General features: G+C 48.2%; 27 protein-coding genes and 1 pseudogene. 12 read left to right on the forward strand and 16 right to left on the reverse strand.

What is annotated here, in order from left to right; translation table 11 throughout:
* Positions 1–69: 69 nt before the first annotated feature.
* Positions 70–300, reverse strand: a complete 231-nt coding sequence (locus ACKFKH_RS22735; RefSeq protein ID WP_446860641.1) for a hypothetical protein — start codon at positions 298–300, stop codon at positions 70–72.
* A gap of 174 nt (positions 301–474) precedes the next feature.
* On the opposite strand from ACKFKH_RS22735, the gene ACKFKH_RS22740 reads away from it, so the two are divergent.
* The 5 genes from ACKFKH_RS22740 (at position 475) to ACKFKH_RS22760 (ending at position 6,712) form a co-directional block, all read left to right on the forward strand.
* The gene (locus tag ACKFKH_RS22740; protein WP_446860642.1) at positions 475–1,533 is read left to right on the forward strand and encodes a glycosyltransferase family 2 protein; all 1,059 of its coding nucleotides are present in this window, start codon (positions 475–477) and stop codon (positions 1,531–1,533) included.
* Between the two features lie 68 nt (positions 1,534–1,601).
* Positions 1,602–3,038 (forward strand): NAD(P)/FAD-dependent oxidoreductase, encoded by a 1,437-nt coding sequence (locus ACKFKH_RS22745; protein WP_446860643.1) that lies wholly within the window; start codon positions 1,602–1,604, stop codon positions 3,036–3,038.
* 192 nt (positions 3,039–3,230) lie between these two features.
* Complete coding sequence (locus tag ACKFKH_RS22750) at positions 3,231–4,940, forward strand: LIC_10190 family membrane protein (RefSeq protein ID WP_446860644.1); 1,710 nt, start codon at positions 3,231–3,233, stop codon at positions 4,938–4,940.
* Between the two features lie 274 nt (positions 4,941–5,214).
* Complete coding sequence (locus ACKFKH_RS22755) at positions 5,215–5,721, forward strand: hypothetical protein (RefSeq protein ID WP_446860645.1); 507 nt, start codon at positions 5,215–5,217, stop codon at positions 5,719–5,721.
* Positions 5,722–5,950: 229 nt separating this feature from the next.
* Entirely contained in the window at positions 5,951–6,712 is a 762-nt protein-coding gene (locus ACKFKH_RS22760; RefSeq protein WP_446860646.1) for an FRG domain-containing protein, read from the forward strand.
* Between the two features lie 52 nt (positions 6,713–6,764).
* Here the strand turns inward: ACKFKH_RS22760 and ACKFKH_RS22765 are convergent, their stop codons facing one another.
* The 3 genes from ACKFKH_RS22765 to ACKFKH_RS22775 form a co-directional block, all read right to left on the reverse strand.
* A complete protein-coding gene (locus tag ACKFKH_RS22765) occupies positions 6,765–7,496 on the reverse strand; it encodes a hypothetical protein (RefSeq protein ID WP_446860647.1) in 732 nt (243 codons plus the stop codon).
* A 306-nt stretch (positions 7,497–7,802) separates the two neighbouring features.
* Complete coding sequence (locus ACKFKH_RS22770; protein WP_446860648.1) at positions 7,803–8,504, reverse strand: Crp/Fnr family transcriptional regulator; 702 nt, start codon at positions 8,502–8,504, stop codon at positions 7,803–7,805.
* Between the two features lie 416 nt (positions 8,505–8,920).
* Complete coding sequence (locus ACKFKH_RS22775; RefSeq protein ID WP_446860649.1) at positions 8,921–9,331, reverse strand: response regulator; 411 nt, start codon at positions 9,329–9,331, stop codon at positions 8,921–8,923.
* A gap of 352 nt (positions 9,332–9,683) precedes the next feature.
* Here ACKFKH_RS22775 and ACKFKH_RS22780 point away from each other — a divergent pair, with 352 nt between their 5' ends.
* A complete protein-coding gene (locus ACKFKH_RS22780) occupies positions 9,684–10,829 on the forward strand; it encodes a cysteine desulfurase family protein (protein ID WP_446860650.1) in 1,146 nt (381 codons plus the stop codon).
* A gap of 177 nt (positions 10,830–11,006) precedes the next feature.
* On the opposite strand, the gene ACKFKH_RS22785 is transcribed toward ACKFKH_RS22780, so the two are convergent.
* The 3 genes from ACKFKH_RS22785 to ACKFKH_RS22795 all read right to left on the reverse strand — a co-directional run bounded on the left by ACKFKH_RS22785 (position 11,007) and on the right by ACKFKH_RS22795 (position 14,867).
* Entirely contained in the window at positions 11,007–12,767 is a 1,761-nt protein-coding gene (locus tag ACKFKH_RS22785) for an ABC transporter ATP-binding protein (RefSeq protein ID WP_446860651.1), read from the reverse strand.
* A 290-nt stretch (positions 12,768–13,057) separates the two neighbouring features.
* On the reverse strand, positions 13,058–14,278 hold the full coding sequence (locus ACKFKH_RS22790) for a YdcF family protein (RefSeq protein WP_446860652.1): 1,221 nt from the start codon (positions 14,276–14,278) through the stop codon (positions 13,058–13,060).
* 424 nt (positions 14,279–14,702) lie between these two features.
* Positions 14,703–14,867 carry a hypothetical protein gene (locus ACKFKH_RS22795; RefSeq protein WP_446860653.1) on the reverse strand — a complete coding sequence of 55 codons (165 nt, stop codon included), beginning with the start codon at positions 14,865–14,867 and terminating at the stop codon, positions 14,703–14,705.
* Positions 14,868–14,938: 71 nt separating this feature from the next.
* On the opposite strand from ACKFKH_RS22795, the gene galE reads away from it, so the two are divergent.
* Entirely contained in the window at positions 14,939–15,943 is a 1,005-nt protein-coding gene (gene galE, locus ACKFKH_RS22800) for a UDP-glucose 4-epimerase GalE (protein ID WP_446860654.1), read from the forward strand.
* 295 nt (positions 15,944–16,238) lie between these two features.
* Here galE and ACKFKH_RS22805 read toward each other — a convergent pair whose 3' ends face one another.
* Entirely contained in the window at positions 16,239–16,913 is a 675-nt protein-coding gene (locus ACKFKH_RS22805) for a sugar transferase (RefSeq protein ID WP_446860655.1), read from the reverse strand.
* Between the two features lie 486 nt (positions 16,914–17,399).
* Here ACKFKH_RS22805 and ACKFKH_RS22810 point away from each other — a divergent pair, with 486 nt between their 5' ends.
* A complete protein-coding gene (locus ACKFKH_RS22810; protein ID WP_446860656.1) occupies positions 17,400–17,660 on the forward strand; it encodes a hypothetical protein in 261 nt (86 codons plus the stop codon).
* Positions 17,661–17,918: 258 nt separating this feature from the next.
* Complete coding sequence (locus ACKFKH_RS22815) at positions 17,919–18,839, forward strand: HetZ-related protein 2 (RefSeq protein ID WP_446860657.1); 921 nt, start codon at positions 17,919–17,921, stop codon at positions 18,837–18,839.
* 97 nt (positions 18,840–18,936) lie between these two features.
* Here the strand turns inward: ACKFKH_RS22815 and ACKFKH_RS22820 are convergent, their stop codons facing one another.
* On the reverse strand, positions 18,937–19,131 hold the full coding sequence (locus ACKFKH_RS22820) for a hypothetical protein (RefSeq protein ID WP_446860658.1): 195 nt from the start codon (positions 19,129–19,131) through the stop codon (positions 18,937–18,939).
* A 37-nt stretch (positions 19,132–19,168) separates the two neighbouring features.
* Between ACKFKH_RS22820 and ACKFKH_RS22825 the strand changes: the two genes are divergently transcribed.
* Together ACKFKH_RS22825 and ACKFKH_RS22830 are read left to right on the forward strand one after the other, a co-directional pair.
* Entirely contained in the window at positions 19,169–19,300 is a 132-nt protein-coding gene (locus ACKFKH_RS22825; RefSeq protein ID WP_446860659.1) for a hypothetical protein, read from the forward strand.
* A 6-nt stretch (positions 19,301–19,306) separates the two neighbouring features.
* The gene (locus ACKFKH_RS22830) at positions 19,307–19,567 is read left to right on the forward strand and encodes a hypothetical protein (RefSeq protein WP_446860660.1); all 261 of its coding nucleotides are present in this window, start codon (positions 19,307–19,309) and stop codon (positions 19,565–19,567) included.
* On the opposite strand, the gene ACKFKH_RS22835 is transcribed toward ACKFKH_RS22830, so the two are convergent.
* The 3 genes from ACKFKH_RS22835 to ACKFKH_RS22845 are packed head-to-tail and all read right to left on the reverse strand — an operon-like array spanning position 19,568 to position 22,267.
* Positions 19,568–19,813, reverse strand: coding sequence for a DUF4926 domain-containing protein (locus ACKFKH_RS22835; protein ID WP_446860661.1), 246 nt, complete (start codon positions 19,811–19,813; stop codon positions 19,568–19,570).
* A gap of 15 nt (positions 19,814–19,828) precedes the next feature.
* Positions 19,829–20,161, reverse strand: coding sequence for a DUF6883 domain-containing protein (locus ACKFKH_RS22840; protein WP_446860662.1), 333 nt, complete (start codon positions 20,159–20,161; stop codon positions 19,829–19,831).
* Between the two features lie 36 nt (positions 20,162–20,197).
* The gene (locus ACKFKH_RS22845) at positions 20,198–22,267 is read right to left on the reverse strand and encodes an NACHT domain-containing protein (RefSeq protein ID WP_446860663.1); all 2,070 of its coding nucleotides are present in this window, start codon (positions 22,265–22,267) and stop codon (positions 20,198–20,200) included.
* A gap of 183 nt (positions 22,268–22,450) precedes the next feature.
* On the opposite strand from ACKFKH_RS22845, the gene ACKFKH_RS22850 reads away from it, so the two are divergent.
* Positions 22,451–22,675, forward strand: coding sequence for a hypothetical protein (locus ACKFKH_RS22850; RefSeq protein WP_446860664.1), 225 nt, complete (start codon positions 22,451–22,453; stop codon positions 22,673–22,675).
* A 217-nt stretch (positions 22,676–22,892) separates the two neighbouring features.
* Here ACKFKH_RS22850 and ACKFKH_RS22855 read toward each other — a convergent pair whose 3' ends face one another.
* From ACKFKH_RS22855 to fba, 4 genes and pseudogenes are all read right to left on the reverse strand, one after another.
* Complete coding sequence (locus ACKFKH_RS22855) at positions 22,893–23,369, reverse strand: GNAT family N-acetyltransferase (protein ID WP_446860665.1); 477 nt, start codon at positions 23,367–23,369, stop codon at positions 22,893–22,895.
* A 52-nt stretch (positions 23,370–23,421) separates the two neighbouring features.
* Positions 23,422–23,757: pseudogene (locus ACKFKH_RS22860) on the reverse strand (XisI protein).
* The gene (locus ACKFKH_RS22865; protein WP_446860666.1) at positions 23,745–23,888 is read right to left on the reverse strand and encodes an element excision factor XisH family protein; all 144 of its coding nucleotides are present in this window, start codon (positions 23,886–23,888) and stop codon (positions 23,745–23,747) included. The pseudogene ACKFKH_RS22860 and the gene ACKFKH_RS22865 overlap by 13 nt, the downstream one beginning before the upstream one ends.
* 216 nt (positions 23,889–24,104) lie before the next feature.
* On the reverse strand, positions 24,105–25,184 hold the full coding sequence (fba, locus tag ACKFKH_RS22870) for a class II fructose-bisphosphate aldolase (protein WP_446860667.1): 1,080 nt from the start codon (positions 25,182–25,184) through the stop codon (positions 24,105–24,107).
* Between the last annotated feature and the right edge of the window lie 361 nt (positions 25,185–25,545).

The raw sequence follows: 25,545 nt of genomic DNA on the forward strand, positions 1-25,545 counted from the left end.
TGTCACATTTCACACGTTGGACAAATCCTAGCTCGAATGGTTCGAGATGACGATCGGTTAATTAAAACTTTAGTCATTTTGCGGACGGAGCGATTTAGCGTCCTTCATTTGACTGTTGTCTTTGACACGCCCCGCATTCAAGCTCAACCCTTCCTCAAAAGCAGGTCTTTTGGTTCCCCCTCTAAATCCGCGCTCAAGTCCCGTCAGATCAGCGATCGACTCCTCTGTGGATTCCTCAAGACAATATAAAGCTTTCATAAAGTGTAACTGACTAACTTGTAGAAAACCCGACTGTGCCATCAGAGTCAGCTTTAGGTGCTTTCCGCATCTCAGGTTCATGGTATCTTTTTATTCAACAAAAAAATACGGATCAGTTAGAAGACTCTACAAAGATGTTGTCTGTAAATACCATGACTCAGGCGCGTCGAATACCATACCCCCTAGATACTCAACGAACGCTTCTCACTGACCATAATGGATTTTCCTGGACTCTCACCCTCGATCTCGATCGTTATCCCGGTCTACAACGGCGGGGAAGCGTTTCGCAAATGTCTCTCTAGTCTTAGTCAATGCGCCCCACCCACAACAGAAATTATCGTCGTCGATGATGCCGGGACGGACGACTCCTGGCAAGTTGCCAAAACATTTGGGGCAACCGTGATTAGACTGCCCATCAATCGCGGGCCAGCACATGCTCGAAACGTCGGGGCACTGACCGCCAAAGGTGAACTGCTATTTTTTATGGATGCTGATGTGGCTATCCGACCCGACACGCTGTTACAGGTGATTCGTGAATTTGACCACTACCCCGATCGTGCCGCTCTGATTGGTTCTTACGACGATTTACCGGGCGCATCCAACTTCTTATCGCAATACAAAAATCTGTTGCATCACTACACTCACCAGACTGCCAGCGAAGAAGCTTCTACGTTTTGGGGCGCTTGTGGAGCGATTCGGCGGCCGGTCTTTTTGGCGATCGGGGGCTTTGATGAAAGCTATCACAAACCGTCGATCGAAGATATTGAACTAGGCTATCGACTCAAACGCGCAGGCTATCGAATCCGTCTCAGCAAACAGGTACAGGTCAAACATCTCAAACGCTGGGGAGTGCGATCGTTGCTCAAAGCTGATTTCTACGATCGAGCCTTACCCTGGACGCGATTGATCTGGCGAGACGGCAAGTTTATCAACGACCTCAACCTGCAAACTTCTAGCCGCATTAGTGTAGTTTCAGTGTATGGCTTAGTGCTTTCCCTCATCCTTGCCTGCGGGTGGTCGAGTGCCCTGATGCTAACGGCCCTTTGTGCCTTGACGCTGATTGGATTGAATGCGTCTGTATACCGATTTTTTTATCATGAGCGAGGCATGAAATTTGCGCTACAAGCGATCCCCTGGCACTGGCTCTATTTTGGGTATAGCGGGTTAGCCTTTGCGATCGGTTCCCTCCAATTCAAATTCCAACCCCAAATCGCGCCCCCCCAACTGATCGGCTCGATTTCAAATCAGAGAGTTTCTCTGTCAGGACGAGGATAAACCCATGAGTTTATTAGATTCTGAATCAGCGCTTTATTCTACATTTCAACAACGATTTGAGGTTTTAGGTGAAACATCATCCAGTGGTGATTATTGGTGCGGGCCCCGCTGGGCTGACGGCCGCTTATGAGTTAGTAAAACGGGGCGTTCAGCCGATCGTTCTAGAAAAGTCTAATCAAGTGGGTGGCATTGCCCGAACTGAAACCTACAAAGGATACCGCTTTGACATTGGAGGACATCGCTTTTTTACCAAAGTAGAAGTGGTGCAAAAACTGTGGCAAGAAGTCATGGGAGACGACTTTATCAAGGTGCCCCGCCTCTCTCGCATCTATTACCGCGATCGCTTCTTTAACTACCCTTTAGAGATTTCAGACACCCTATTCAAACTCGGCATTGTAGAAAGTGTGCGGATTGTCTTGAGCTATCTCAAAATCAAAATTTTTCCCTGTCCCCAAGAAGAAACGCTAGAAGACTGGGTGACCAATCGCTTTGGGCGACGGCTGTTTCTCACCTTCTTTAAGACTTACACCGAGAAGGTTTGGGGAATTCCTTGTAATAAGATTCAGGCAGATTGGGCCGCCCAACGCATTAAAGGACTGTCACTGATGACGGCCGTGATCAATGCCTTGTTCAAAACCAACCATACCAAAACGCTGATCAAAGAGTTTGACTATCCGATTTTGGGCCCTGGCATGATGTGGGAGCGCTTTCAAGCCGCCGTAGAAGAGCAGGGCGGAGAAGTCAGTTTAGATGCTGGCGTGACTCAACTTAAGCGAGAAGGCAATCGCATCCAAAGCGTCACAGTCCGACAAAATGGAGCAACGATCGAGCTTTCGGGTGATCACTTTATTTCGAGTATGCCGATTTCTGCGCTGATTCAACGGCTCGATCCTCCGCCCCCTAATGAAGTGCTGCAAGCTGCCAACGCGCTCAATTATCGGGCGTTTATGATTGTCTCGCTGATTGTCGATCGCCCCCATTTGTTTCCTGACAATTGGATTTATATTCACAGTCCCGATGTCAATGTCGGACGCATTCAAAACTTCAAAAATTGGAGTCCGGCGATGGTGCCCGATGCCAGCAAAACCTGTCTGGGCATGGAGTATTTTTGCAACGATGGCGACGACTTGTGGAAAATGTCAGACACCGAGCTACTAGATCTGGCTACCTGTGAACTGGTAAAACTGGGACTCGCCAACGCCAACGAGGTCGAAGATGGAGTCGTTTTGCGTCAGCCCAAAGCCTACCCAGTCTACGATCGCGACTATCGCCAACACCTCAAGGTGATTCAAGGCTTTTTGGAGACGATCGAGAATCTACAAACCACGGGACGCAATGGAATGCACCGCTACAACAATCAAGATCACTCCATGTTGACGGGGCTTTTGGCGGTGAGAAATCTGTTTGGTGAACATCACGACCTCTGGGAAGTCAACACAGAACGCTCCTATTACGAAGAGTTTACCTATGAAAAGGAGCAACCAGCAAAATTGTTAGTGCGGTAGACAGAACATGAGATCTGCGGAATGCGGAATAATAGACAACCCCTGCGAAAGATGAATGCAGAATCGATCTGCAAATGGTGAATGATGTGAGGACAACTCCCAGCCCAAAAGATTCAGGGTAACCAGGGCACATCCCTTTACAAAATATCTCATCCCTCCCTCCTCTCTCCTCCCTCCTCCCTCCTCCCTCCCATGCTCTACTTCATCGTCGTCTGGCTGATTTTATTTGTCGTCTGCTGCCCGATCGGCACTGCCTTGCTCAACAAACTGCCCAACAACGGATTTGATCGGACGGGCGATCGCCTCATTGTGTCAGCCTGGTTGGGGTTGGTGATGTTGTCGATCGCGCTACTCGCGACCTCTCTGATTTTGCCGCTGTCTCCATTGGTCGGAGGTGTGGTGGCGATCGGGCTGAGTGCTGCGTCTCTAGAATGGCAACAAACACGAGAGGAACTGGCTGCGGTTTGGGCCAGGGTGCCGCATCGGGTGATGATTGGGGTTTTGGGATTGGCGCTCCTCGTGGCTGCGCTCACTACTGGACAGGTGGTTTGGCATGACACGGGCTACTATCACTACGGGCTGATTCAGTGGCTTGCTGAATATGGAACGGTGCCAGGATTGTCGCTGCTCTTTACCAATCTGGGGTTTACGTCGTCGTGGTTTGCGCTGGCGGCTCCGTTGAATGCTCAAATCTTTGATGCGCGGGTGAGTGCCGTGACGAATGGCTTTGTGCTGTTGATCGCAGTGTTGCAGGCTTTGATTTGCCTCAGACAGAGCCTCATGGGTGCAAGGTTGAGCGATTTGTTTGCGATCGCGTTTGCATTGATCATGCTGCCGATCACAATTTGGCTAGTTCCGATGTCACAAATTTTGGTTTCTCCTTCACCCGATCTGCCCGTCGCCTTTCTAGTCGGCATTGTTGGCTGGTCGATGTTGGTGGTGTCTCGATCGACTCTGGTCGCCAACGAGATGAATGATTCCTTACGAGCAACTCGACGCGATCGGGTGATTCCTCTGATTTTGGCCACGGGGGCATTCACAATTAAGCTGACAGCGCTGCCTTTAGTTGTGATGTCCAGTCTGTTTTTTGTCTTTCATCCCGGTGTCAATTTGAGAAGGATTGTCAGGGGCGGGGCAGTCGTTTTGTTGCTGTTGTCTCCGATGCTGATTTCTGGGATTCTTACGTCGGGCTGTCCGCTTTATCCGGCGGCGGTGCTTTGCGTTGATCTGCCCTGGTCGCCGACTTCTCAAGCAGTGCAGCAGACGGCCGCTAATACACATGGCTGGACAACCTGGTATGGGTCGCCGCCATCGGGGGTCAATCCCTGGATATGGTCAATTGGGCAATGGTTTAATACATCAACGACCGAAAAGATCACAGCGGCATTGATTGTGCTGGCTCTGGGGGCGGCGGTTTATGTGATCGTGACTCAGGCGACGAAGCTTCGAGGTGAAATTTGGGTAGCCGCGATCGGCGTTTTAGGAATTACCTTTCTGATGTTGACTTCTCCATTTTTTCGATTTAATTTGCCATACGTAGCGCTTTTGTTAGCGTTGTCAATGGCGGTTGTTTTTATGAGACAGTTTGATCGTATTCTTCATTTCCTAAAGTTTTTGGAATCGTTGATACGATCGCATGATTTAGTATTCAATTTGTTTTCGGCAACTGTTGTATTAGTGGTTGTCGGATATTCTTATCCTCAATTGCTTTTACCACTACGAATGAAGGATATTCCTGTGGTAGAAAAGCAGGCTAATGGCATTGTTTATTTCTATCCTGAAGACAATATGCATTGTTGGGCGGCCAAGATTCCTTGTACTTTTACCGATATGCAAGAGGTTGAGTTTGCCAATCCTAACCGAGGTCTGGCGGGTGGTTTTATTCGCAAAAAATCGTTCTAGGTGTAGAAGTTGATTAACGTGAATTCAATGTAGATCTTTCGCCGCGGTTATTAATCCAGCCTCCTAAATCCCCTATGAGTGAGGGACTTTGAACCCAAAATCTTGTCTAAAAGTCCTCCTGAATTGGCAGCTTGGGTAGCAGAAGTGCAAAATATCGAAGCGAAAAAACTTCATTGAATTGACGTTAAATTAGAGAGAGATCAAAGTAATTTTACTTAAAAGCTAGAGTCGCAAATGTCCTAGGCTTGGGAAAGAAAATTATGCGTTTACCCGTATGCTCAAGCGATTCGATCTAATTTTGCTGTTGACGGGCGTTCTTTGTTTGACTTCTGGAGTTGCCATGTCACCCGTTCAGACAAGAGTCAGTGCCCATCCCACTAGCGCCACCGCCAAAACCCACCAAGAAACCTTCGATCGCTACACTCGTTTTATCGACGAAGCCTGTAAGCCCCAAAAGCGCACCTTTCAAGGATTGGAATATCAACTCTGTCTCATAGAAGACTTGCCCACCAGAGTTAGTATGCAAGGGCCAGAGGGCGAAAATGGGCCAACGGCTTACTTTTATAGTGGAAAGCTATTTGCCTTTAGAGATACGGGGCGAGGAGAGGCGCAGATGTTTAGAGACGGGCGTTTGATCGCTGAAGTAGAAGTTGGCAAAGTTGCACCTGGCTACAACAAAATCACTACAAAGTTTAGTCCCGCAGACCGCAAAGCACTAACCGATCGTGCCCTAAGTTCTAGTCAAAATATGCTCAAAGTTTTTGGACGACGATCGACCTAAAAGTTAGTAAACACTGATCAATATGCTTTCTATACCAAGAGCATCGAATCTTGAAGCGATCGTGCGATTTCATTAACCATCCCATCCTCAAAATTCTCAAACCATAAGGCTCTGTCCGGTTAACATTGCGTTCCTTGCACTTCTAACAATTTCTGTTTCATAAAATCATTACTGGAGCTATGATCTTTATGCGAGTTCTCTGCTCTGAACATCTTAATGAGAAGAACATATGCAAGAAGTTGTTATTCATACGGTTACCGAGTACATTGATTGTCTTGCAGAGATCAATCGTGGAAAACGTGCGCTTTATCGGGGTCAACGGCGCGATCGCGCTCTATTACCCAAAATTGCTCGTCTGACAACTTACTTACCTATTCTTCAGGCAGAGCGAGAAATCATCGAGGTTTTTAAGCTAAGAAGCCTCCCGTTGCTTGAGCAGCATCCTGATAACGATTGGGATTGGCTGTCAATTATGCAGCACCACGGACTCGCCACAAGATTGTTGGACTGGAGCGTTAATCCTCTAGCGTCTCTCTGGTTTTGCGTCTGCAAGCCCCCCGTTGAGACTGAATCTGGTGTCATCTGGTTATTTCATCCAGAGAGCGACGATTATGCGATTCCCTCAAAGCAGGCAGACCCGACTTGCATTGATCGGAGTTATTTGCTCAGAGGCAAGAAGGTTGCTTCTCGGATTCGAGCGCAAGCAGGCTGGTTTACTGCCCATTATTTTGATATGGAACAAGAGAAGTTTATCTCATTAGAAGACGATCCCACATACAAACCTCGTCTCACAAAACTCATCATTCCATTTGATGAATTTGCAAATATTCGCTTTCAGTTAGATCGTTTGGATGTGAATTCAGCAAGTCTGTTTCCTGATTTGGATGGACTTTGTGCTCACATTGAATGGGCATTTTCGAGCTTTGCAGACGAAGCGTTTGAGGATATTCCTAAAAAGAGCTTTCCGACTCCAGATCATTCAATTATTTAGCGATCGACCTGTTTTGGCAACCAGTCGATCGCATGCTACTTGAGCGTCTACTTTAGCGAACGATCTGCGCTACGTCATATAGCCCATGTTCATTGTTGGCGTAGGTTTGCCAGTAGTTGGTTTCTTTGTCAAAGCCCGGTTGCTGACCGAGAGACTCAAAATCGTCGCGACTCTTCCATTGAGCAAGCAGCGCGATCGTCGATTTGTCAGTGCTAGGACACATGGCGGCCCACTGCAATCCGGGTGTCATTTCTAACACACCAGGCATTTCTTGACTGATAATCATCGCTAAATCAGATTGACTCTGACTCGGCTTCATCTTGAATTGACTGAACATAATCACATCCCCCTGATTAAAGTTGGGCGAGGAAGCAGATCGCGTTTCGGTATGTTGCACTTGGCAAGCAAAGGTTTGAGGTTTTCCGCCTGCTGCAATGTTGAGAACATGTTCGGATGCATAAGACTGAAAGCTCGACAAATCCTTGCCTTTCCACTGAGATAAAGCAATCACTTGAGAACCATCTTGCGCTTTGAGGATAGAGGAGTCTTGAAAGCCAGGAACCTTTGAAAATGATGCTTTCTCTTCTTTAGAAACCTGCGAGAAAACCTGGTCTTGAGTTTTTGAAGTGGTGGGATAAACGGTCATCACATTCACCACATCTTTTGTACCATCGAGCGTGACCGTCGTCGCTGCCTGAGCCAGACTGGGAATTGCCAAGAACATGCTGAGTGACAGCGCAATCGCAACCATTAAAGTTTTGACTCTGAGTAGGTGATTCATCATAACGTTCGACTTCCGCTTAGTTGAGTGATTCGTTGCGTTTTTCGGCGTTGCTGAATCAGGGGATGAATTGCCCCAAAGCGGCGGGAAACCTAATGTTCAAAGTCCCCTATTTTTGGGGGATTTAGGGGGCGAAAAGATGGACACTTCCCACAGATTCATCCCTCCAGCAACGCGCGTTTTTCAACCTCACACCAATGAACCCCATTATTACTTGAGTCAATCTTTTTGAAACCACCCATTTAGCTAGGTATGGTATAGATATTCTGGGCTGCATACAGCAGAGTTAATCGATGGTCGAACTTCTCATCACCCTGCACCGAGTAAGCGATCGTATTCAGCTTTAATTGCTTTAAAACATTCACAAGACATTGCTTCGAGTCGTTGTTGATCTCGAATTTCGATCACACCGCGTCGATAAGAAATTAGACCCAGATCTTGATATTTGTTGGCAGCTACCGTCACCCCTGCCCGACGGACTCCCAGCATTTCTGCAATAAAGTCTTGCGTTAGTCGAAACTCATTGGATTTAACCCGATCCTGGGCTTCGAGTAGCCAACGGGCAAACCGTTGATCTAACGTATGAGCGCGATTGCAAGCCACATTTTGAGAGAGTTGAGCAATAAAAGCCTGTGTGTAGTTGAGCAATTGATCGCGCAGTTCTGGATATCGCTCACATAGTTGCCGTAGTGTCTGAGCATCCAGCTTGAAGGCATTACCTGAAATTTGCACTAGATAAGTCGTTCTAGTCGTGACTTGTTTTGCCATCAGCACATTGACTCCCAACATATCTCGATAGCCCATGATCGCCGTTTCTACGGTCGTAATGCCATCGCTCATGGTGAGTGTAATTGAGCAAGCACAATCGATCGGAAAGTAAACCGCCTCGATCGGTTCTCCTGGGTCATGAAGTCGCTTTCCTTGCTCTAGCCAAACTTGCCGAAGAAAGGGTGCAAGCTCTTCATAAATCTGAGGTGACAGAGCGGCTAATATTTGATTTTGAGGAGTCATAAAAGCCTTTTCAGAACATTTTTTGGGGCAGTTTTTGAGAACGAATTCAGGAGGCAATGCTCTGGCGCAATGTTCTTCAAACTACCAAATTGTTGCCTGGATAAAACAGCCATCAAAAGTAGGTTCTGAGTTGCTTTGCATCCAAAACGAACTGATTCTATTGATTACTAAACATTACCGCAAGAGTAGAAAAAATTAACTGACCCACGCCGATCGTCAGAGAAACTTAATATGAACAAAACAACTACACAATTGGCGACTATGGGCAGAGTTGCAGTCATCGTTCTATATCATCTGAATACCGTCTCAATTCTTCAAGGTTCTTTCTTCAATGCTCTTTAAGAAAATAAGGCAATGTGCAACTTTTTCTTAGCCCCCTTTTGAAGGAAGACGTTGATCAGAAAGTTGCCCATTGCCTAAGATACATCTAAGACATATGCAAACTGAGGCATCAGAAAAGCGATCGTACTCAGTAACTTTTCAAAATCAAATGGCTTGATCAAATAATCATAAAAGCCCGCAGCAAGTGCCTGATCTCGATCTTGATCGCTGGCACAAACCGTCAAAGCGATCGTCGGCATCTCTGGCACTCTAGCTTTCAAGGTTGCCACCAACGAATACCCATCCTCGTAGGGCAACAACAATTCACTAATTAGCAAGTCAGGCTTGTCTCTTTCGACAATTTCCAGGGCTTTTTTGGCGGAGTCTGCTGTCAAAGTTGTGATGCCATATCCTAAAAACAACGTTATTAACAAGTCTCTAGAATCTTCATCATGGTCAACCACCAGAATTCTCAAACCATCAAGCGCCAAAGAATAGTACGTCACTCCTAATAATCCTTGTAACATTAGGTGAATAATCCAGCGAAGCATTTTTTGAGAGGGTTGTTTAGAATACAATCAGTTGTAACGATCGGTAGATGTTTTTATGCTGAAACCTGTAATAGTCACAAGAAACTAGTCGTCACTATCGCGGTTCAAATTAACCTTGTTCTCATAATAAAGTTCCTGTGAGTCGAGTTCAGTACGATGTCGTACCTAGTGACTCGTCCAATTTTCGTCCAATTAAGGAGTTTTACACGGCGCGACGACTGCCTAAAAAATAGGTTTGATAATTGATACCTGATGACACCAGAAGCGTCGCACCCTAGAAACTAGAATGGCTCAATCCATAAGATCGATGCAACGCCCCATTTATCTCGATTGTCACGCGACTACGCCCGTCGATCCAAGCGTTTTATCTGCGATGTTGCCTTACTTTACCGAGCAGTTTGGTAACCCGGCAAGTGTGGGTCATGCGTATGGATGGGAAGCCGAAGAAAGTGTGAAACGATCGCGCATTCAGATAGCCAATTCGATCCATGCAACACCCGAAGAAATCATTTTTACCAGTGGCGCAACCGAGGCGAATAATTTAGCCATCAAAGGTATTGCAGAAGCCTATTTTGGTCAGGGGCGACACATTATCACAGCGGAAACTGAACATCATGCAGTGCTTGATCCCTGTCATTATCTAGGATCTTTAGGCTTTGAAGTCACAGTTTTACCCGTCCAATCAGATGGACTATTAGATTTAGATCGGTTAGAAAAGTCGCTTCGATCGGACACCATTCTCGTCTCGATCATGGCTGCTAATAATGAGATTGGGGTACTACAACCTTTAGAAAAAATTGGCGCGATTTGTCGTCAACATCAGGTTCTATTCCACACAGACGCAGCGCAAGCGATCGGCAAAATTCCCCTTAATGTCGAGACGATGAAGATTGATCTGATGTCGCTAACGGGGCACAAAGTTTATGCGCCCAAAGGCATCGGTGCGCTCTATGTGCGACGACGAAATCCACGAGTCCAGCTTGCGGCTCAAATGCACGGCGGCGGACAAGAAAGAGGTCTGCGATCGGGCACCCTGTATCCCCCTCAAATCGTCGGATTTGCCAAAGCAGTCGAGTTAGCTATTGCAACGATGCCAGCCGAGTCAGAACGCATTTTAGGACTGCGCGATCGCCTCTGGCAAACCCTCAGTCAGCTAGACGGCATTCATCTCAACGGACACCCCACCCAACGCCTCGCCGGAAACCTCAACCTCAGTGTCGAAGGCGTAGACGGGCAAGCATTGTTATTAGGATTGCAGCCAGTCGTCGCGGTGTCTTCGGGGTCAGCCTGCACCTCGGCAAAAATCGAACCCTCTCACGTTCTGACGGCGCTGGGATTGTCGAATCAGTTAGCCTATGCGTCAATTCGGTTTGGGATCGGTCGATTTAATACCCTTGAGGAAATCGATCGCGTGGCTCAAGTCGTGATGGATACGATTCGATCGCTCCGCTAATTCAACACGAACTCAATGAATCTCCTCGCTCCAGTCACAAATCCAGGCAGCCCCTAAATCCCCCACGAGTGAGGGACTTTGAACCCAAAATCTTGTCTGAAAGTCTCCCAAAATTGGGGGGTTGGGGGGCAGAAGCCGTCAACAACGCGGCGAACAAACTTGGTCGAATTCACCTCTTTACTTCAGCGCTTCTTCGAGTTTGTTTTGGTTCCAGAGCGATCGATACAGTCCGTCTATTTCAATCAGGGCAGCGTGGGTTCCAGATTGCACAATTCGCCCCTGATCCATGACAAAAATGCGATCGGTCATTGCTGCCGCAGACAGTTGGTGAGAAATAAATACGACGGTTTTGCGGGCCGTTCCTTCTGAAAGATTTCTAAGAATTTTAGTCGCCGTTTGGTTGTCTACACTCGACAGCGCATCATCCAAAATCAAAATCGGACTATCGACGAGTAGGGCCCGCGCCAGAGCCGTTCGTTGCCGCTGTCCGCCTGAAAGAGTAATGCCCCGCTCACCGACGATCGTCTCGTACTGCTGCGGAAAGTTGAGAATCTCATCATGGATCTGAGCCTGGATCGCTGCCAACTCCACCGCCGACTGTTCGGCAAACGGACTGCCATATCGAATATTGTTCTTGATCGACGTGCTAAACAAAAAGCTCTCTTGAGGCACATAAGCGATCGCGCTTCGCAAATCCTCAATTCTCAGCGTTGTAATATCATACCCATCGATCAAAAGCTGACCCGGTGAAATCTCCAACAGACGCGGCAACGCATTCGCTAACGTAGATTTACCAGAGCCGATCGCACCGACGATCGCCACCGTTTCGCCAGGCTCAATCTCAAAATTGACGTGATCCAGGGCTGGAACAGCCTTTTCGGGTAAAGCAGTGGGATAGACAAACGTGAGATCGTGAGCCGTCAATCGGCCTTTAACTTGGGACAAGGGTAATGAAATCGCATCCGGCTTGTCTTTAATCTTGGATTCCACCGTGAGAATGGACTCAATACGATCGATACTCACTTCTCCGCGCTGATACGCCGTAATCGTGAAGCCGAGCAGCGCTGTCGGAAATGCCAACCGCTCGACATAGAGCAACAGTGCAATGAAATCTCCGACCGAAATCACGCCCTGCTCGATCGCGCTGCCCCCAAACCACAGGAGAATCAGCCCACTTCCCCCGGCTAACACTTGCAAAATCGGAAACAGAATATTTCTGGTCAAAGCCAATTCCAGGTTTGCATCCAACAACTGTCGATTGAGTTGACGAAAGGCACCCCGCTCGTTTTCTTCTTGAGCATAGATTTTGATCAGCGCCATGCCGCTCATATCTTCCTGGATCATCTCGCTCATGGTCGAGAGTTCTTCTTGCACTGCTAGCTGTTGATTTCGCAGCTTATTGCTAAACAAATTCACCAAAATCAACATAAACGGATACACCGAAATCGCCAGCAAACTCAATCTGGGATTAATCCGCATCATCGCAGGCAGCGTCAAACTATACGCAAAAAATGTATTCGCCAAACTCAAGACCGCAAATCCCAGCAGCCGCCGAATGTTATCCACATCGCTGGTCGCCCGATTGATCAGATCCCCGATCGTATTCACCCCAAAATAGGCAGGTTCTAAATGCAGTAAGTGATTAAAAATCCTTTGTTTGAGGTCAAATTCAACCTGTCGCCCCACCCCAAATAGCAGCACCCGCGAAGTCATCCGCACGACCCACATCACCGAGGCCAGCCCCAACACCAGCGCCCCATAGAGGAGAACTTGATCGAAGCTAAAGGTCACCCCTAACTCATCGATCCCATCTCGAATCAGCAAAGGAATGTACACCCCAATCCCATTCACCACCAGCAGTGCCACAATGCCCAGCGTCGTATCTCGCCAATGAGGACGCAAATAGACCCCTAGTTTCTTAAGCTGCGACTTTGCCATGATGATTTAATGAGCGATCGACTTCTCATCGTAGCGCTATCCGGCAGAGGAGGGATGAGGAAGAGGGAAGAGGGAGGAGGGAGGAGGGAGGAAAGAATTGTTCTTGCTCACTCCGGAGCATTTGCCTTCCTGATTTCTTGTTTGACTGCTATTGAGGAACAAGAAACGATCGGAAAATCGCAGAAGGATTTGCAGACTGGCCCATTTCATCTCTCACGAAGCAGAATAAAGTTCTCCCTCCTCCCTCCTCCCTCTTCCCTCTTCCCTCTTCCCTCCTCCCTCCTCCCCTTCTAAAGCGTTCTCACAGGCCTAATCCAGCCGCGCAAGAAGTAATAAATTGAGTTGACGTACTCGCCAACGACTCTAGAACTGAGGGCAAAAGCGTCGGTGCTGGGTAACAGATCGCTGAGACGGAACCCTCGCTCAATCAGATCTCGACCTCGAAGACGCTGGCGAAGAGCATCTCGCGGTGGGAGCGTATAAAAATCAGTCGGACGAGGAATGATCGTGACATCTGCACCATTTGTCCCAGCGTTGGCAAACTCTCTAGAAAACGTCAGCGCAGAGCGGGTCATCTCGATCGCCGAAGTCACCACGATCAGTTGATTGCCAAAACTAATGTTTCGCGATCGCAGCAACTCTCGAACATTCTCAGCGCTGTCATGTACCGTCGGACTCTGGCTCTCCTCAATGATGTCGCCTTCAGGAATGCCAAATCGATTTTGCAGATAGGTGCTGGCTGCTCTCGCTTCAGACGTGTTTTCTCGCGTGTCACCCTCTTTGCGTTCGCGGGCCGTTTCTCCAGCCGTGACCACGATTAGAGGAGCCGTGCCGCGGGCCCGTTCTTCGGCGTAAAGCTGACCTGCATAAGTCAGACGGTTTCCTCGCTCGGTCAACTGAATCGGCTGACTCGCCAAAATTCCAAACGTGCTTTCATTGAGTGGCTCAGGCGGTGGAATCAAAGGGGCCTGGGTGGTTCGAGGAAGGGCTTGATCGGGAATCGGCTGGGTACGCGGACGAAGCTGAAGGCGAGTCGTATCTTGAGCCAAGACCACAATTACCCGTCTGCCGCCCCCCAGAGCCTCCGTCGGAGCGGGACGAGTGATCTCAAGGGCCTCCGATTCGGCTCGCTGGGCCAGAAAGTAAGACACCGCTGGAATGCTCAAAATCAGCAGCAGCGGAACGGCAATTCGTACCAGGTTGATCCCCGTTTTGGTCAACCCCTTGCCGCGAAAGACCTGCGAAAAAGCAATCAGTAGAAGAATTAGAATGAGTCCGATCGGGCTAAAGGGGACGGCGATAATTCGCCAAATGTCTCCCAATAGTCCCTGTTCGGGCGATCCTCGATAAAAGGTAAGTGCCGCGACACCCAGCAGCAGCAAAAGAACTAACCCACCTAAAAACACCCTGGGTAGTGCCCTCAGCAAAACGTACCAAGCAAACAGCCCGACGACGACCCAGAGCAGAACCTGGGTTAAGAGGACAAATACATCTGTTACCAATAAAACCATGCTGTAATTCCTTAGTGTCCTGGGGTGATGACCGTCACCTGGCTTTTGGACTCACTCATTAAACCATTACAAAAGCGAATTGAACGGGAGACTTTAGATAAACCTTTGAGCCTGGATTCGGACGTTCGATTTGGGAAAATCTATGTGACGGCTAATCTTTTAGAAAAGGATCAAAAATTCGCGGGAAAATCGCTGGAAATCTAACCCCATCAAGACTAGGATTGTACAGAAGTTTTTCAGTTTGTCACTCAATTTTTGTGCGATCGCGCCTGAATTTCTTCAAAGTCAATTCAAAAAGTAAAGTTCCTTGCAAAATCAGCGAGTCACACGATCGTCGTCGGCGAAAATGCAAGATGATTTAACTCGATCGCCGAGCCGATCAACAGTCTCAAGGGATGGTGTTTAGGAGGTAAAACCAATGGAACTAATTTTGGCAGGGGTTGTATTTGTCGTAATTTTCTTTCTGCTCTCCAAAGAACTGTTTGGCAAGTAAAGCGATGGGATAACTAGAATAAAAGTCAGGACGATCGCCCGCCTCGCAGACATTTCCCCGCGCTAGATGCTGGCTGTCGAAGGGAAATTTAATCACTCTTTTGTCCTGAGTGTTGCGACGATCATCTGAATCGATCGTTAGTTGCCCAATAGTCCAAGTTGAGAGGAATGAGTGTGCCGTCAGAAAAGCCAACCATCTTAGTCACCGGGGGAGCCGGGTACATTGGGTCTCATGCCGTGTTAGCGCTCCAGCAGGCAGGCTATCCCGTTGTTGTGTTAGACAACCTGGTGTATGGTCATCGCGATATTGTCGAAAAGGTTCTCCAGACCGAGCTAGTGGTTGGGGATACGAACGATCGGGCCCTGCTGGATCAGGTCTTTGTAGATCATGCGATCGGGGCTGTGATGCACTTTGCGGCCTACGCCTATGTGGGTGAGTCTGTTACGACTCCCGGCAAGTATTACCGCAACAACGTCACTGGGACGCTGACCCTCTTAGAAGCGATGGTCGCCGCCTCCATTAAGCAGTTTGTCTTTTCTTCGACCTGTGCGACCTATGGGGTGCCGACGATCGTCCCGATTCCAGAAGATCACCCTCAAGATCCGATCAATCCCTACGGCGCAACCAAGTTGATGGTAGAGCGCATCCTCAAAGATTTTGATCAAGCCTACGATTTCAAATCCGTTAGCTTTCGCTACTTTAATGCGGCGGGGGCTGATCCTCAAGGACGATTGGGAGAAGACCACCAGCCCGAAACTCACTTGATCCCGCTGGTGCTGATGGCGGCTCTGGGTAAGCTGGAGTCGATCGCGATCTTTGGCACTGACTACCCCACGCCCGATGGAACTTGCATTCGCGACTATATTCACGTCAATGATCTCGCCCAGGCCCACGTTTTGGGGTTGGAATATCTGCTCAAAGGTGGTCAGAGCGATGTGTTTAATTTGGGCAATGGCAGCGGTTTTTCGGTCAAAGAAGTGATCGAAACGGCGCGTCAGGTCACGGGTAAAGACATTGTGGCTGTGGAACACGATCGTCGCCCTGGTGATCCGCCCGCTCTGGTTGGCAGTGGTGAAAAAGCCCGCACCGTGTTGGGATGGTCGCCTGAATATGCTGACTTGCACAAAATTCTCACCCACGCCTGGCAATGGCACCAAAAGCGGCACGCCTAGAGAATCATCAATTGGGAGGGAGAACGGCTGGTGTTGCAATTCTCCTTCTCGATCGCGTTAAGGAGATTTCTGCCAAACAAGTTACCCATCTTGCAAAATCCCCTCAATTCCCCCAATTCTAGGGAACATAAATTCGATAAAGTTCGTTGCTTTGACCATCAATCTAGGAAGAATCTCTAACCCACCCGTGAGAGACTTTTCACCAAAAATCTTGTCTGGAAGCCGCTAGAATTGGCAGATTGGGGGGTAGAAGCCGTGAATACCGAAGCAAAAAACTTCATCGAACTCACACAATTTAGAAGGCTCCCACTCTGGCAAAGATCACATAGATGGTTTTGAAGATGAGAACGAGGTCGTACATCGGTGTCCAAAGTGCCTGATAGCGCAGATCAAGGGCAACGATTTGCTCAAAGTCTTTGACGGTCGATCGACCATTTACCTGCCACTCGCCTGTCAGTCCGGGCTTGACGTTGAGCCGTTGCCAATGATGGTCGCTGTAGCGAGATACTTCGTCTGAGGTGGGTGGACGAGTCCCGACTAAGCTCATTTCGCCGAGCAGGACGTTCCAAAATTGAGGAATTTCATCGAGGCTGGTGCGTCGCAAAAAGCGCCCAACTCTGGTCACCCGTGGATCAGACTGGTTTTTGAAGATTAGCCCATCTGCCTCATTCTCGACTTGAGACTTGAGTGACTCAGCATCGTCTACCATCGATCGAAACTTGTAGATCTGAAAAGGCTTGCCCATCAGCCCGTGGCGTTCTTGACTATAGAAGATTGGCCCGGAGCTATCAAAGCGAATTGCCAGCGCGATCGGGACAAACACAACTGCCAAAATCGTCAACCCAACAAGACTGCCCACCAGGTCGATCGCCCGCTTGACCAGTGAGTAGCTCGATTGATGAGGAATCTGAAACGTGTCCCCTGACCGAATTGAATTAGCGCCCGTTGAGTAGAATGCAGTTTGTGTCATGATTCCGAACCGATTACTGGAACCGCGAAAACACTGAGAATAGTTCCGTAGATATACGTACGACTATACGCTGAAACCCCTATCTGCTAACAGTCTTACTCGACACACTTGCTCAAATCTTGTTGCGGGCTTCACGATTCCTTGTTTTTGTAAAGATTTGATGAAGAGTAGTGGTATTTCCGTGAATATGCTGAAAGATCACTCATTTTCTGCGGAGGACTTTTCCGAATCGAAGAAAACAGAATTTAGCCTCTCTCGTGGCAAAAAGAAAGCGATCGGGTTTAGGTTCCCCGTGTCAAGCGTCAAAAGGATGAAAGTAACTCCACCATTTGGAGAATTCATTCCGAATAGACTACTCTTCCAATGGCATGTGCATATTTCAGGGAAGATCGCCCGAATAATTTTTGTAGGCTCCAGTTTGCCTTAGACTATGAACCGTGTTGAACGCAGAAAAGGGGTCAAGGTGTGGAGAGTCAGCCCAATCGCATGGAATTTATCGTGCAGCAGCTAGGAGAAACCGTGTTAATGACCACCGAAACGATCGAAAGCCTGGCCGAGCGGGTAGATGACCTGTCTAATCAAGTTGAGCAGCAGGGCTATCAGCTTTTTGCTTTGAGCGATGCCGTGCAAACTTTGTCGGTTAATCAGGATGACACGCTCGATCGCCTCAATCGCCTCACAGAAACCTTACAGCGCATCGCAGCGTCTTTATCTGCATCCCTTGAAGGCAGTCACGAGCAGTCTTGAATGTTCTGGATTGTGGCGCGGGCAAAAGTCAGCGTTTTATCAATTTTATTAAGTTGAGAACAAACTCTGAAGAACGTTTTATACTTTGAGTTTCAATGCTTAAAGCTTTGGTAATCAGACTTTAACGTTAGGTGCTTTTAAGAAACTTGGCAGTCAGCGATCGAATCCATCTCCCCAGTGTTACCCGAATGGGTAAGTGATTTCGACCTGGCACATAAGGCAAACTCTCTATAACAGGGCATTGAGGACGGCAGTCTCATGGTAATTGCAGAAGAACTGGCTGACAGATGGCGACTCCACTTGCAAAGTGACCTTTCTAAGCACGGTCGCCCTACTCACGAAGCGATCATTCAGTGGCTTTTGGGTGAAGATCAGGCTCGATTTGAGAATCTGCTTCCTACGCAGCTTGAGGTTGCCAAACAAGCAATGGATTACCGCTATCGAATTTTGCAGCAGCGATATCTCGAAGCTGGGCCCGAACGCGCTTACAAGGGGCTGATTCAACGGTTGAGCAGTCTGTTTTTGATTCGCAACAAGATTCGGACGTGGATTGCGCTGTCTCGCGATCGTCAGCGTAGCGTGGTGGATGTGCTGCAAGAGGTGATTCAAGAATTGCTGCAAAACGACAAATATATGCAGCAGCAGATTAACTGGATCGCAAAATGCACGAGCGATCCCCGTTTGCGGAATGCGCTGGTTTTGGCGACGACTGAGGAGTATTGTCTGCGTCCGATTCGCAATCAGCCACTTTTGGTTTACCGATTTGTGAATTATCTGCGGCGATCGCAGCGAGGCGGGATGACTCAGGTTCCGGCGGCGGACTTTATTCGTCTGGTGTCTGAAGAGATTGCGCCCGATGAGTCTGAAGGGTCGGTGAGTTTGCTGGATGGGCAGGCGGTTTCTGAGTATCAAGACGCGCAAGCGCAAGCCGAACAGCAAGAACTCAGACAGTCGGTGACTCAGAAGTTTGAAACTTATCTCTCGGAGCGGGTCGATCCTCTGGCGGCGGAGTGGCTAAAACTCTATTTGCAGGGCAAGACTCAGGAGGCGATCGCGCAGGATTTGAATATCCCAATTAAGCAGGTCTATCGTCTGCGAGAGAAGGTTAACTATCATGCGGTTCGGGTCTTTGCACCTAAAAATCAGCCGGAGCTTGTGACTGAATGGTTGGGGCGATGATGAGGGATGAGGGATGAGGGATGAGGGATGAGGGATGAAAAGGGTGGGTCGATCGAGATCCGGTTCAGTTTAGTGTTGCGGTGATTCTGCGGTGATTCTACAGTTTGGGATCTGGGGAGTCTGGGTCGCTGTCGAATACGATGATGAATTGTTCTCCGGGTAGCAGTCGCCGCAAAACTTTTAGGTAGCCTTCTGCGTCAGATGAGTTTCGGCAAGTGGCGACGACGATGTGGCGCATGTCGGGCAATAAACGCACGACTAACCATCGATTCAAGAAGTCTCGATAGGGCATAATGATATTGTCTCCATTGAGTTTGGAGCTATAGCCAGTGCTGAACTTTCCACGGGACGCGCTGGCTTTTCGCTTGTTTGAATATTACATCACCGTGCAGATCTGTGTCAATCGAAATCACAAGCACACAGATGAGCGCACATTAGGTCATCAGTCAGGAGCCGTGTAGTCAAATATGACGAAGAGAATTACATTGCCGCCATTGGGTGAACATGATGATGACTGGCTGACCATTTTGGCATGGCTATATAGTCGCAGTAGGGCGAGTCAGGCGGCCGCTCTCATTAGCGTCGGTGTTGCAGAACAGAAGGCCGAAGTTGAGAGTATGTTGGAATACATCGCCCGAAAGCGCAGTATTACCGTTGATGAGTTGGTCAAAAGTATTTTGGGTGGGACGATCGATGACGATCGAGATGAAGCGATCGATGAAGAGTGATTAAGCTGACATCGCTTCTGAGCGAACAGTCGGTCGGTCAGTCTGGGTGGGTTTGCGAAGCATCTTTGCTGAGAGAGTTACGATCGCGACCGTGTTGCCGAGCATATCGAAAAACTCAACGCTATAACCTGTTTCAAGTCCTGGGATTTGGTGGCGATCTACGACTGCACCAATATCCCCAGCCCGAAGGTTTTCGTCTGGGATGTCATGCAGAAGAACAACGTCGGTGTAAAGTGGAAAGTCCATAATGTCCTCTCAGTTTTAATCTGGAACCAGTGTAATTAACCGTGGGAAATCTTGCCCCTGGTCAATTTGCCAAACGGTCTTAACGGTCAGTGATTCGTTGGTTGGCGTTTGTAGATTAGCGCTGATTTCATAACGGGTTCCGTAAGGAGTTTCTCGAATCAAATTCACATTCATCTCTAAATGATATCGGCGGATGTCTGCTTCTAGCTGCTGCCAGTTGACTGGGCTATAGCCAAACCGCAGTAGCAACTTTGCCTTTGTCCCACCTCGATGATGATCAATATTGAGTAAATATTCGACCAGTTTTTCTGGCTCAATTAAAGCAGATTCGCGATTCGGTAGCTTCACAAAGCAATCTTTCTCCTACACTTCACGTCCCAAACTCTAATCTCTCACGGTCACCATGCGCGATTCAATCTCTGCCCAGGTTTTGGGCGACACTCGCACGGCAGCTTGTCTGCACTGCACCATCAACCAGTTTGCATATACATAATTCTCTAAAGCGTCATTTTCTGCTTCAGGTAAATCGACTAATTCTGAATTTAGATTGAGGGCGTTGTACCAGGTTTGCAGAACTTTATTATGAAAGGCGCGGCGGACTTCGACAGGTTGATTGTCCTTGGGAGTCTGAGTTTTCAGCGTTTTTAGTCGGGCAACTAACACAACAAAGTTTACAGAGTTAAAAATTTTTGTTTTTTCAAAGTCGAGGGCAAGGTCGAGGTTAAGGTCGGGTTCGAGGTCGAAGGCGAGATCAAGTTCACGGTTGTCGAGGGCACGAACAATGTTGAGAGTGCGAACGAGAGTGCGGGCGAAAGCGAGGCTGCGGTCGCGGTCAGAGGCGTGATCGGGAGCGAGGTTCAGGGCAAGAAAGAGCGCTGCCACCCGTTTAGCCGAAGGCTTAGAGTTCTCTGCTGATCCTGCCGTTGACTGATCTGACCACGTTATCAACGCTTTTAATTTTGTGGTATTGAGGTAAGTCTGAGCTTCTTTCTCCATCAGCAACAGCAGTTCATCAGCTCCGCCGCGCATCAGCCCTGCAACTAAGATAAAAACTTCTTTCCAACGGCTTTCAGTCAGGTGTTCTGTCACCAATTTCTCAATCTGTCGCTGGTCATCGATGTGCTGTGCGGTCAAATATTCTTGCAAGGTCAAATGCGAAAACGAGTAAATGCCGTCTGCCCGTTCTACCAATACGCCATGCTGCACTTCAATACTTCGCAACACCGCCGATCCATCAATTCCCTTCTCATCGGGTAACATTTCTTTGAGTAATTGCTCAATTTGGTCGGCAATCTCGCGCCGAGTTGAAAACAGTCGATTTTGCTGAAAGGCATCGTGGGCAATTTCTGCCAGCATCATCTCTTTGCGCTTGGTGTCTAACCCTTTATAGAGGTCGTCTTGCGGAATTCCCTTCTCGGCTGCCCATTCTTCGAGCAACACCCGCAATGCCCGTTCGTAAAGCGTCGATCGATTAGTGGGAAACTTGCGCGATCGTTGATACAACAAACAAACCAACGTCAACAACAACGGTGTTTGAGTCAATTCTTTGGCAGCACTATGCTCATCGCTGTTTAATTTCTGCCAGCAATCCTTTGCAATATCGGGATCTTGCCGAAACCAGTTGTCAATAAATTGTTTGATCTGCTCATTATCAAAATCAGCCATCGCCACATCGGTAAACAGGCGAAAGTTATGCCGATAGGCCGCCACCCGACACGACGCAATGTAGCGGTTTTGCTTGTGCAAATCGACAAAGTTTTGAATTTTGCTAATTGCTTCATTCATTCGCCCCGTCGCTACTTCATCTAAGCCATCCAGCAAGACCAAAAGCTTGCCCTGCTGCAAAAGTTTCTGCGTTGATTCTTCTGGTGATGGAAATCCACAAATGCGAAACTCTTTGGCGATCGTTTTCTCAATGTTGATTTCGCCCGTATTGAACTCCTTTAGATCAATAAACACGGGAATGCAACTATGTTTGTAAGTGCCTCGCTTTCCCTTCAACGCTTCTAGACCCATCCGCCGCAAGAAGGTTGATTTTCCTGCGCCCGGCCCACCCAACACCATCAAATATTGCCTTTCATTGACCACCGTTAAGCCGTCTTGCTTGGGGCAATCTTTCCCTTGAAAGCTCCGTCTCGCTGCAAGTCGGTACGCTTCTTCTAGCGCCTCCACCGATTCAAAACCTCGGAGGGCACGATCATCCAAAAACCGCACGGCTGCATAGACACTTTCCAGCGTCACAGGTTCTCGCATCCCCAACACCTTGAGAATGCCGTGACGAGCAGAATAATTCTGAACATATTGGTTAGAAGCCTGAAAGATTGCATTTCTTTTGACATCATTCAAGCCTCCGCCCATCCAGACCGCAAGTTTGCCGCCACCTTCCCAGACAGTTTTGATGACGATTTTGCCAATTTCCAGAGCGATTGCAGAAGAAAACGGATCAGGTGTCATCGCGGTATCCAAAAGCACTGAGAAAAGTCTCTTCAGCGTACTCCAGGAATCGGGCTATCGACCAGATCCAATCTTCCTTCAAGCTAAAAACAGCATGATTCAAGTTTAAAACCGCAAAGGTCGAGTCAAAAGCACGATCGTTTGAGTTCAAAACCGCAAAGGTCGAGTCAAAAGCACGATCGTTTGAATTCTAAACTGCAATGGTCGAGTAAAAAGTGCGATCGTTTGAGTTCTAAACCGCAACGATTGAGTCAAAAGCACGATCGTCCGAGTTCAGACCTGCAATCTTTGAGTAAAAAGTGCGATCGTCCGAGTTCCAACCTGGAATTTTCGAGTCAAAAGCACGATCGTTTGAGTTCTAAACCGCAACGATTGAGTAAAAAGTGCGATCGTTCGAGTTCAGCCTGAAATGTTAGCCCTTGAGAATGACTAAGGAGCGTGGATTAAATAGATTGGTCATTGCCTGGCGACTTCGCCCCCTAAATCCCCCATTCTGGGGGACTTTGAGATCGAAAAAATTCTGGAGTTCAAGGCAGTTTTGAGGTTCGAAGTCCCCCAAACTTGGGGGATTTAGGGGGCTGAAGCCGATGGAAACGAAGCGAAAAGCAATTGCGAGAATTGCAGTTTAATAAATTCTAATTCCTAAACTCTTTTCCATTTGGTAGTTGGTGAAGGTTTCTCCTCGACACGCGACTTGTTGCTCTTTGATTACCGAGAAGCCCATACGTTCAAAGAATGGTTTTGCGGTGATGCTGGCTTCGGTGTGTAAGCGATCGAGATTCAATTCAACCGCTTTTTGCTCGATCGCTTCATACAATTGTCGTCCCACACCACAGCGCTGATAGTCTTTGTGACAATAAAAGCAATCAATATGACCGTTGAATTCTAGCTCGGCAAATCCGGCGATCGTCCTCTCTATCTCAGCGACAAAAGTAAATCGACTTGAGCAAACCTCTGCCCAATTTCTAAAATACAAATCATCTGGTGCCCACGCTTCAACCTGACTGATTGAATAATCTCGAACATTAACCTCACGAATCGTTTCATGAAACAACTGTGCGATTTGATTTGCGTCGGTGGGATGGAACGATCGTACTTTCATCGCTTTAGTGATGCTATCTTTCTGGATTCTTTAAAGTATCAGGGAAGCCAAACTAGGCAACTCCGTACTCTGTATATTGACGTTTGTAAGGAGGCTGCATCCCTAAGATGACATCTTCTCTAGGTACGCCCATTGCAACCAATTCTTCTGCGGGATTTTGGTCAGTTAGATTCTGCTGAAGCCAAATTTTGCCATCTTTAATATCAAAGTGCATCACACAGCGATAGACTCGATTAAGCTGTTGCCAACCGACATTCATCCACTGCTAATGATTGCGATCGACATCAAAGATCAATTGAACCTCGACATCTCGATCATCTAAATCATCACTTGCATATCGTGTCAATAGAGCTTGAATACATCCTCGGTATTTGGCTACTTTATCCATTGCACAATCACCTCAATCACAGGATCATAGACCACTAATAGAACCTGATATTGTTGTATTGCAATTTGTGTGAACTCAAGCTGAAAAAATGTTCGGTAAGTCTCTAAAGGAACCGCTAATACCAAATTCACTAGTTACTGATACAGATCCTCGCCCCCTAAGTCCCCCAAAATGGGGGACTTTGAAACGGCTTCCCTGATAGGTTTTTTCAAATCTGAGAGATAGAAATCGGTTAATTAACTATTTTTATGAGTATCATTTGTTGGTTGATTTGGTATAAGTATATCCCTAAAAAAACTGGGCGGCCCTTTGACCACCCAGCCTCTTACAAAGTAAAGGATTAAACCTTATACACCAACGGTTTTTTTGGTGACAGCGCTCAGTTCACCTTTGGCATATTTTGCCGCATAATCTTCCATGCTGACTTGCTTGATCTTGCTTGCGTTGCCAGCGGTGCCAAATTGCTGATAGCGATCGGCGCAAACTTGCTGCATGTACTTGATCGAAGGCTTGAGGAAGAAGCGAGGGTCAAATTCAGCAGGCTTGGAGAACAAAGCTTCACGCACGGCAGCCGTGATCGCCAAACGACAATCGGTATCGATGTTGATCTTACGAACGCCGCTCTTGATGCCCTTTTGAATTTCTTCGACCGGAACGCCGTAAGTTTCAGGAATCGATCCGCCGTTCTGGTTGATCAACGCCAGCAAATCTTCGGGAACCGAGGAAGACCCGTGCATCACCAGGTGAGTGTTGGGCAGACGGCGGTGAATTTCTTCGATGCGGCTGATGGCCAAAATTTCGCCAGTCGGCTTGCGGGTAAATTTGTAAGCTCCGTGGCTGGTGCCGATCGCCACTGCGAGCGCGTCCACCTGAGTTTGTTCTACAAAGTCAACCGCTTCGTCGGGGTCGGTCAACAGCATCGAGTGGTCTAGTTCGCCTTCAAAGCCATGACCGTCTTCTGCTTCGCCTTTTCCGGTTTCGAGTGAGCCGAGACAGCCGAGTTCACCTTCGACCGATGCGCCGATCGCGTGAGCCACTTGCACGACTTCGCGGGTGGTGCTGACGTTGTAGTCATAGCTTGCGGGGGTTTTGGCATCGGCTTCGAGGGAGCCATCCATCATGACGCTGCTAAAGCCGTTTTTCATGGCAGAGTAGCAGGTCGAAGGGGCGTTGCCGTGATCCTGGTGCATGACGATCGGCAGGTGAGGGTAGGTCTCGATCGCCGCCAAGATCAGGTGACGCAGAAAGTTTTCGCCAGCGTAGTTACGTGCGCCGCGAGAAGCTTGCAAAATCACGGGGCTATCGGTTTCATGGGCAGCCTTCATGATCGACTGGATCTGCTCCATGTTGTTGACGTTGAATGCGGGAATGCCGTAGCCGTGTTCAGCCGCGTGATCGAGCAGCAGCCGCAAAGGTACAAGCGCCATAGATAGTCCTCCTGGGTGGTTGTGGTCAGCGAGTTAGGTTTGAACAACTGAATTGTTAGGACAATCTTAAGACAATTTGAGGTCTGAAGCCAGTAAAGTTTAGTGATCGATGCCTGTAAATAGGTAAAAATACCATTAGTCTTTCTTATGGGTCGGTTTGTAAGGATGGATGCGGTTTGTGCATTGTTTCACCTCAAAGCTTGAATGTTGTCAGTTATTTAACGTCAGTCTTCAACGAAGGCGCACCTCCAGGAAGGCCGAAAGAAACCTGCGTTTTCTTGGGAGTTCGATGAACTTTTTCGCTTTGTTGCTGAGGGATTCGCCCCCTAAATCCCCCATTCTGGGGGACTTTGAATCAGCA

The sequence above is a fragment of the Phormidesmis sp. 146-20 genome (assembly GCF_052939475.1).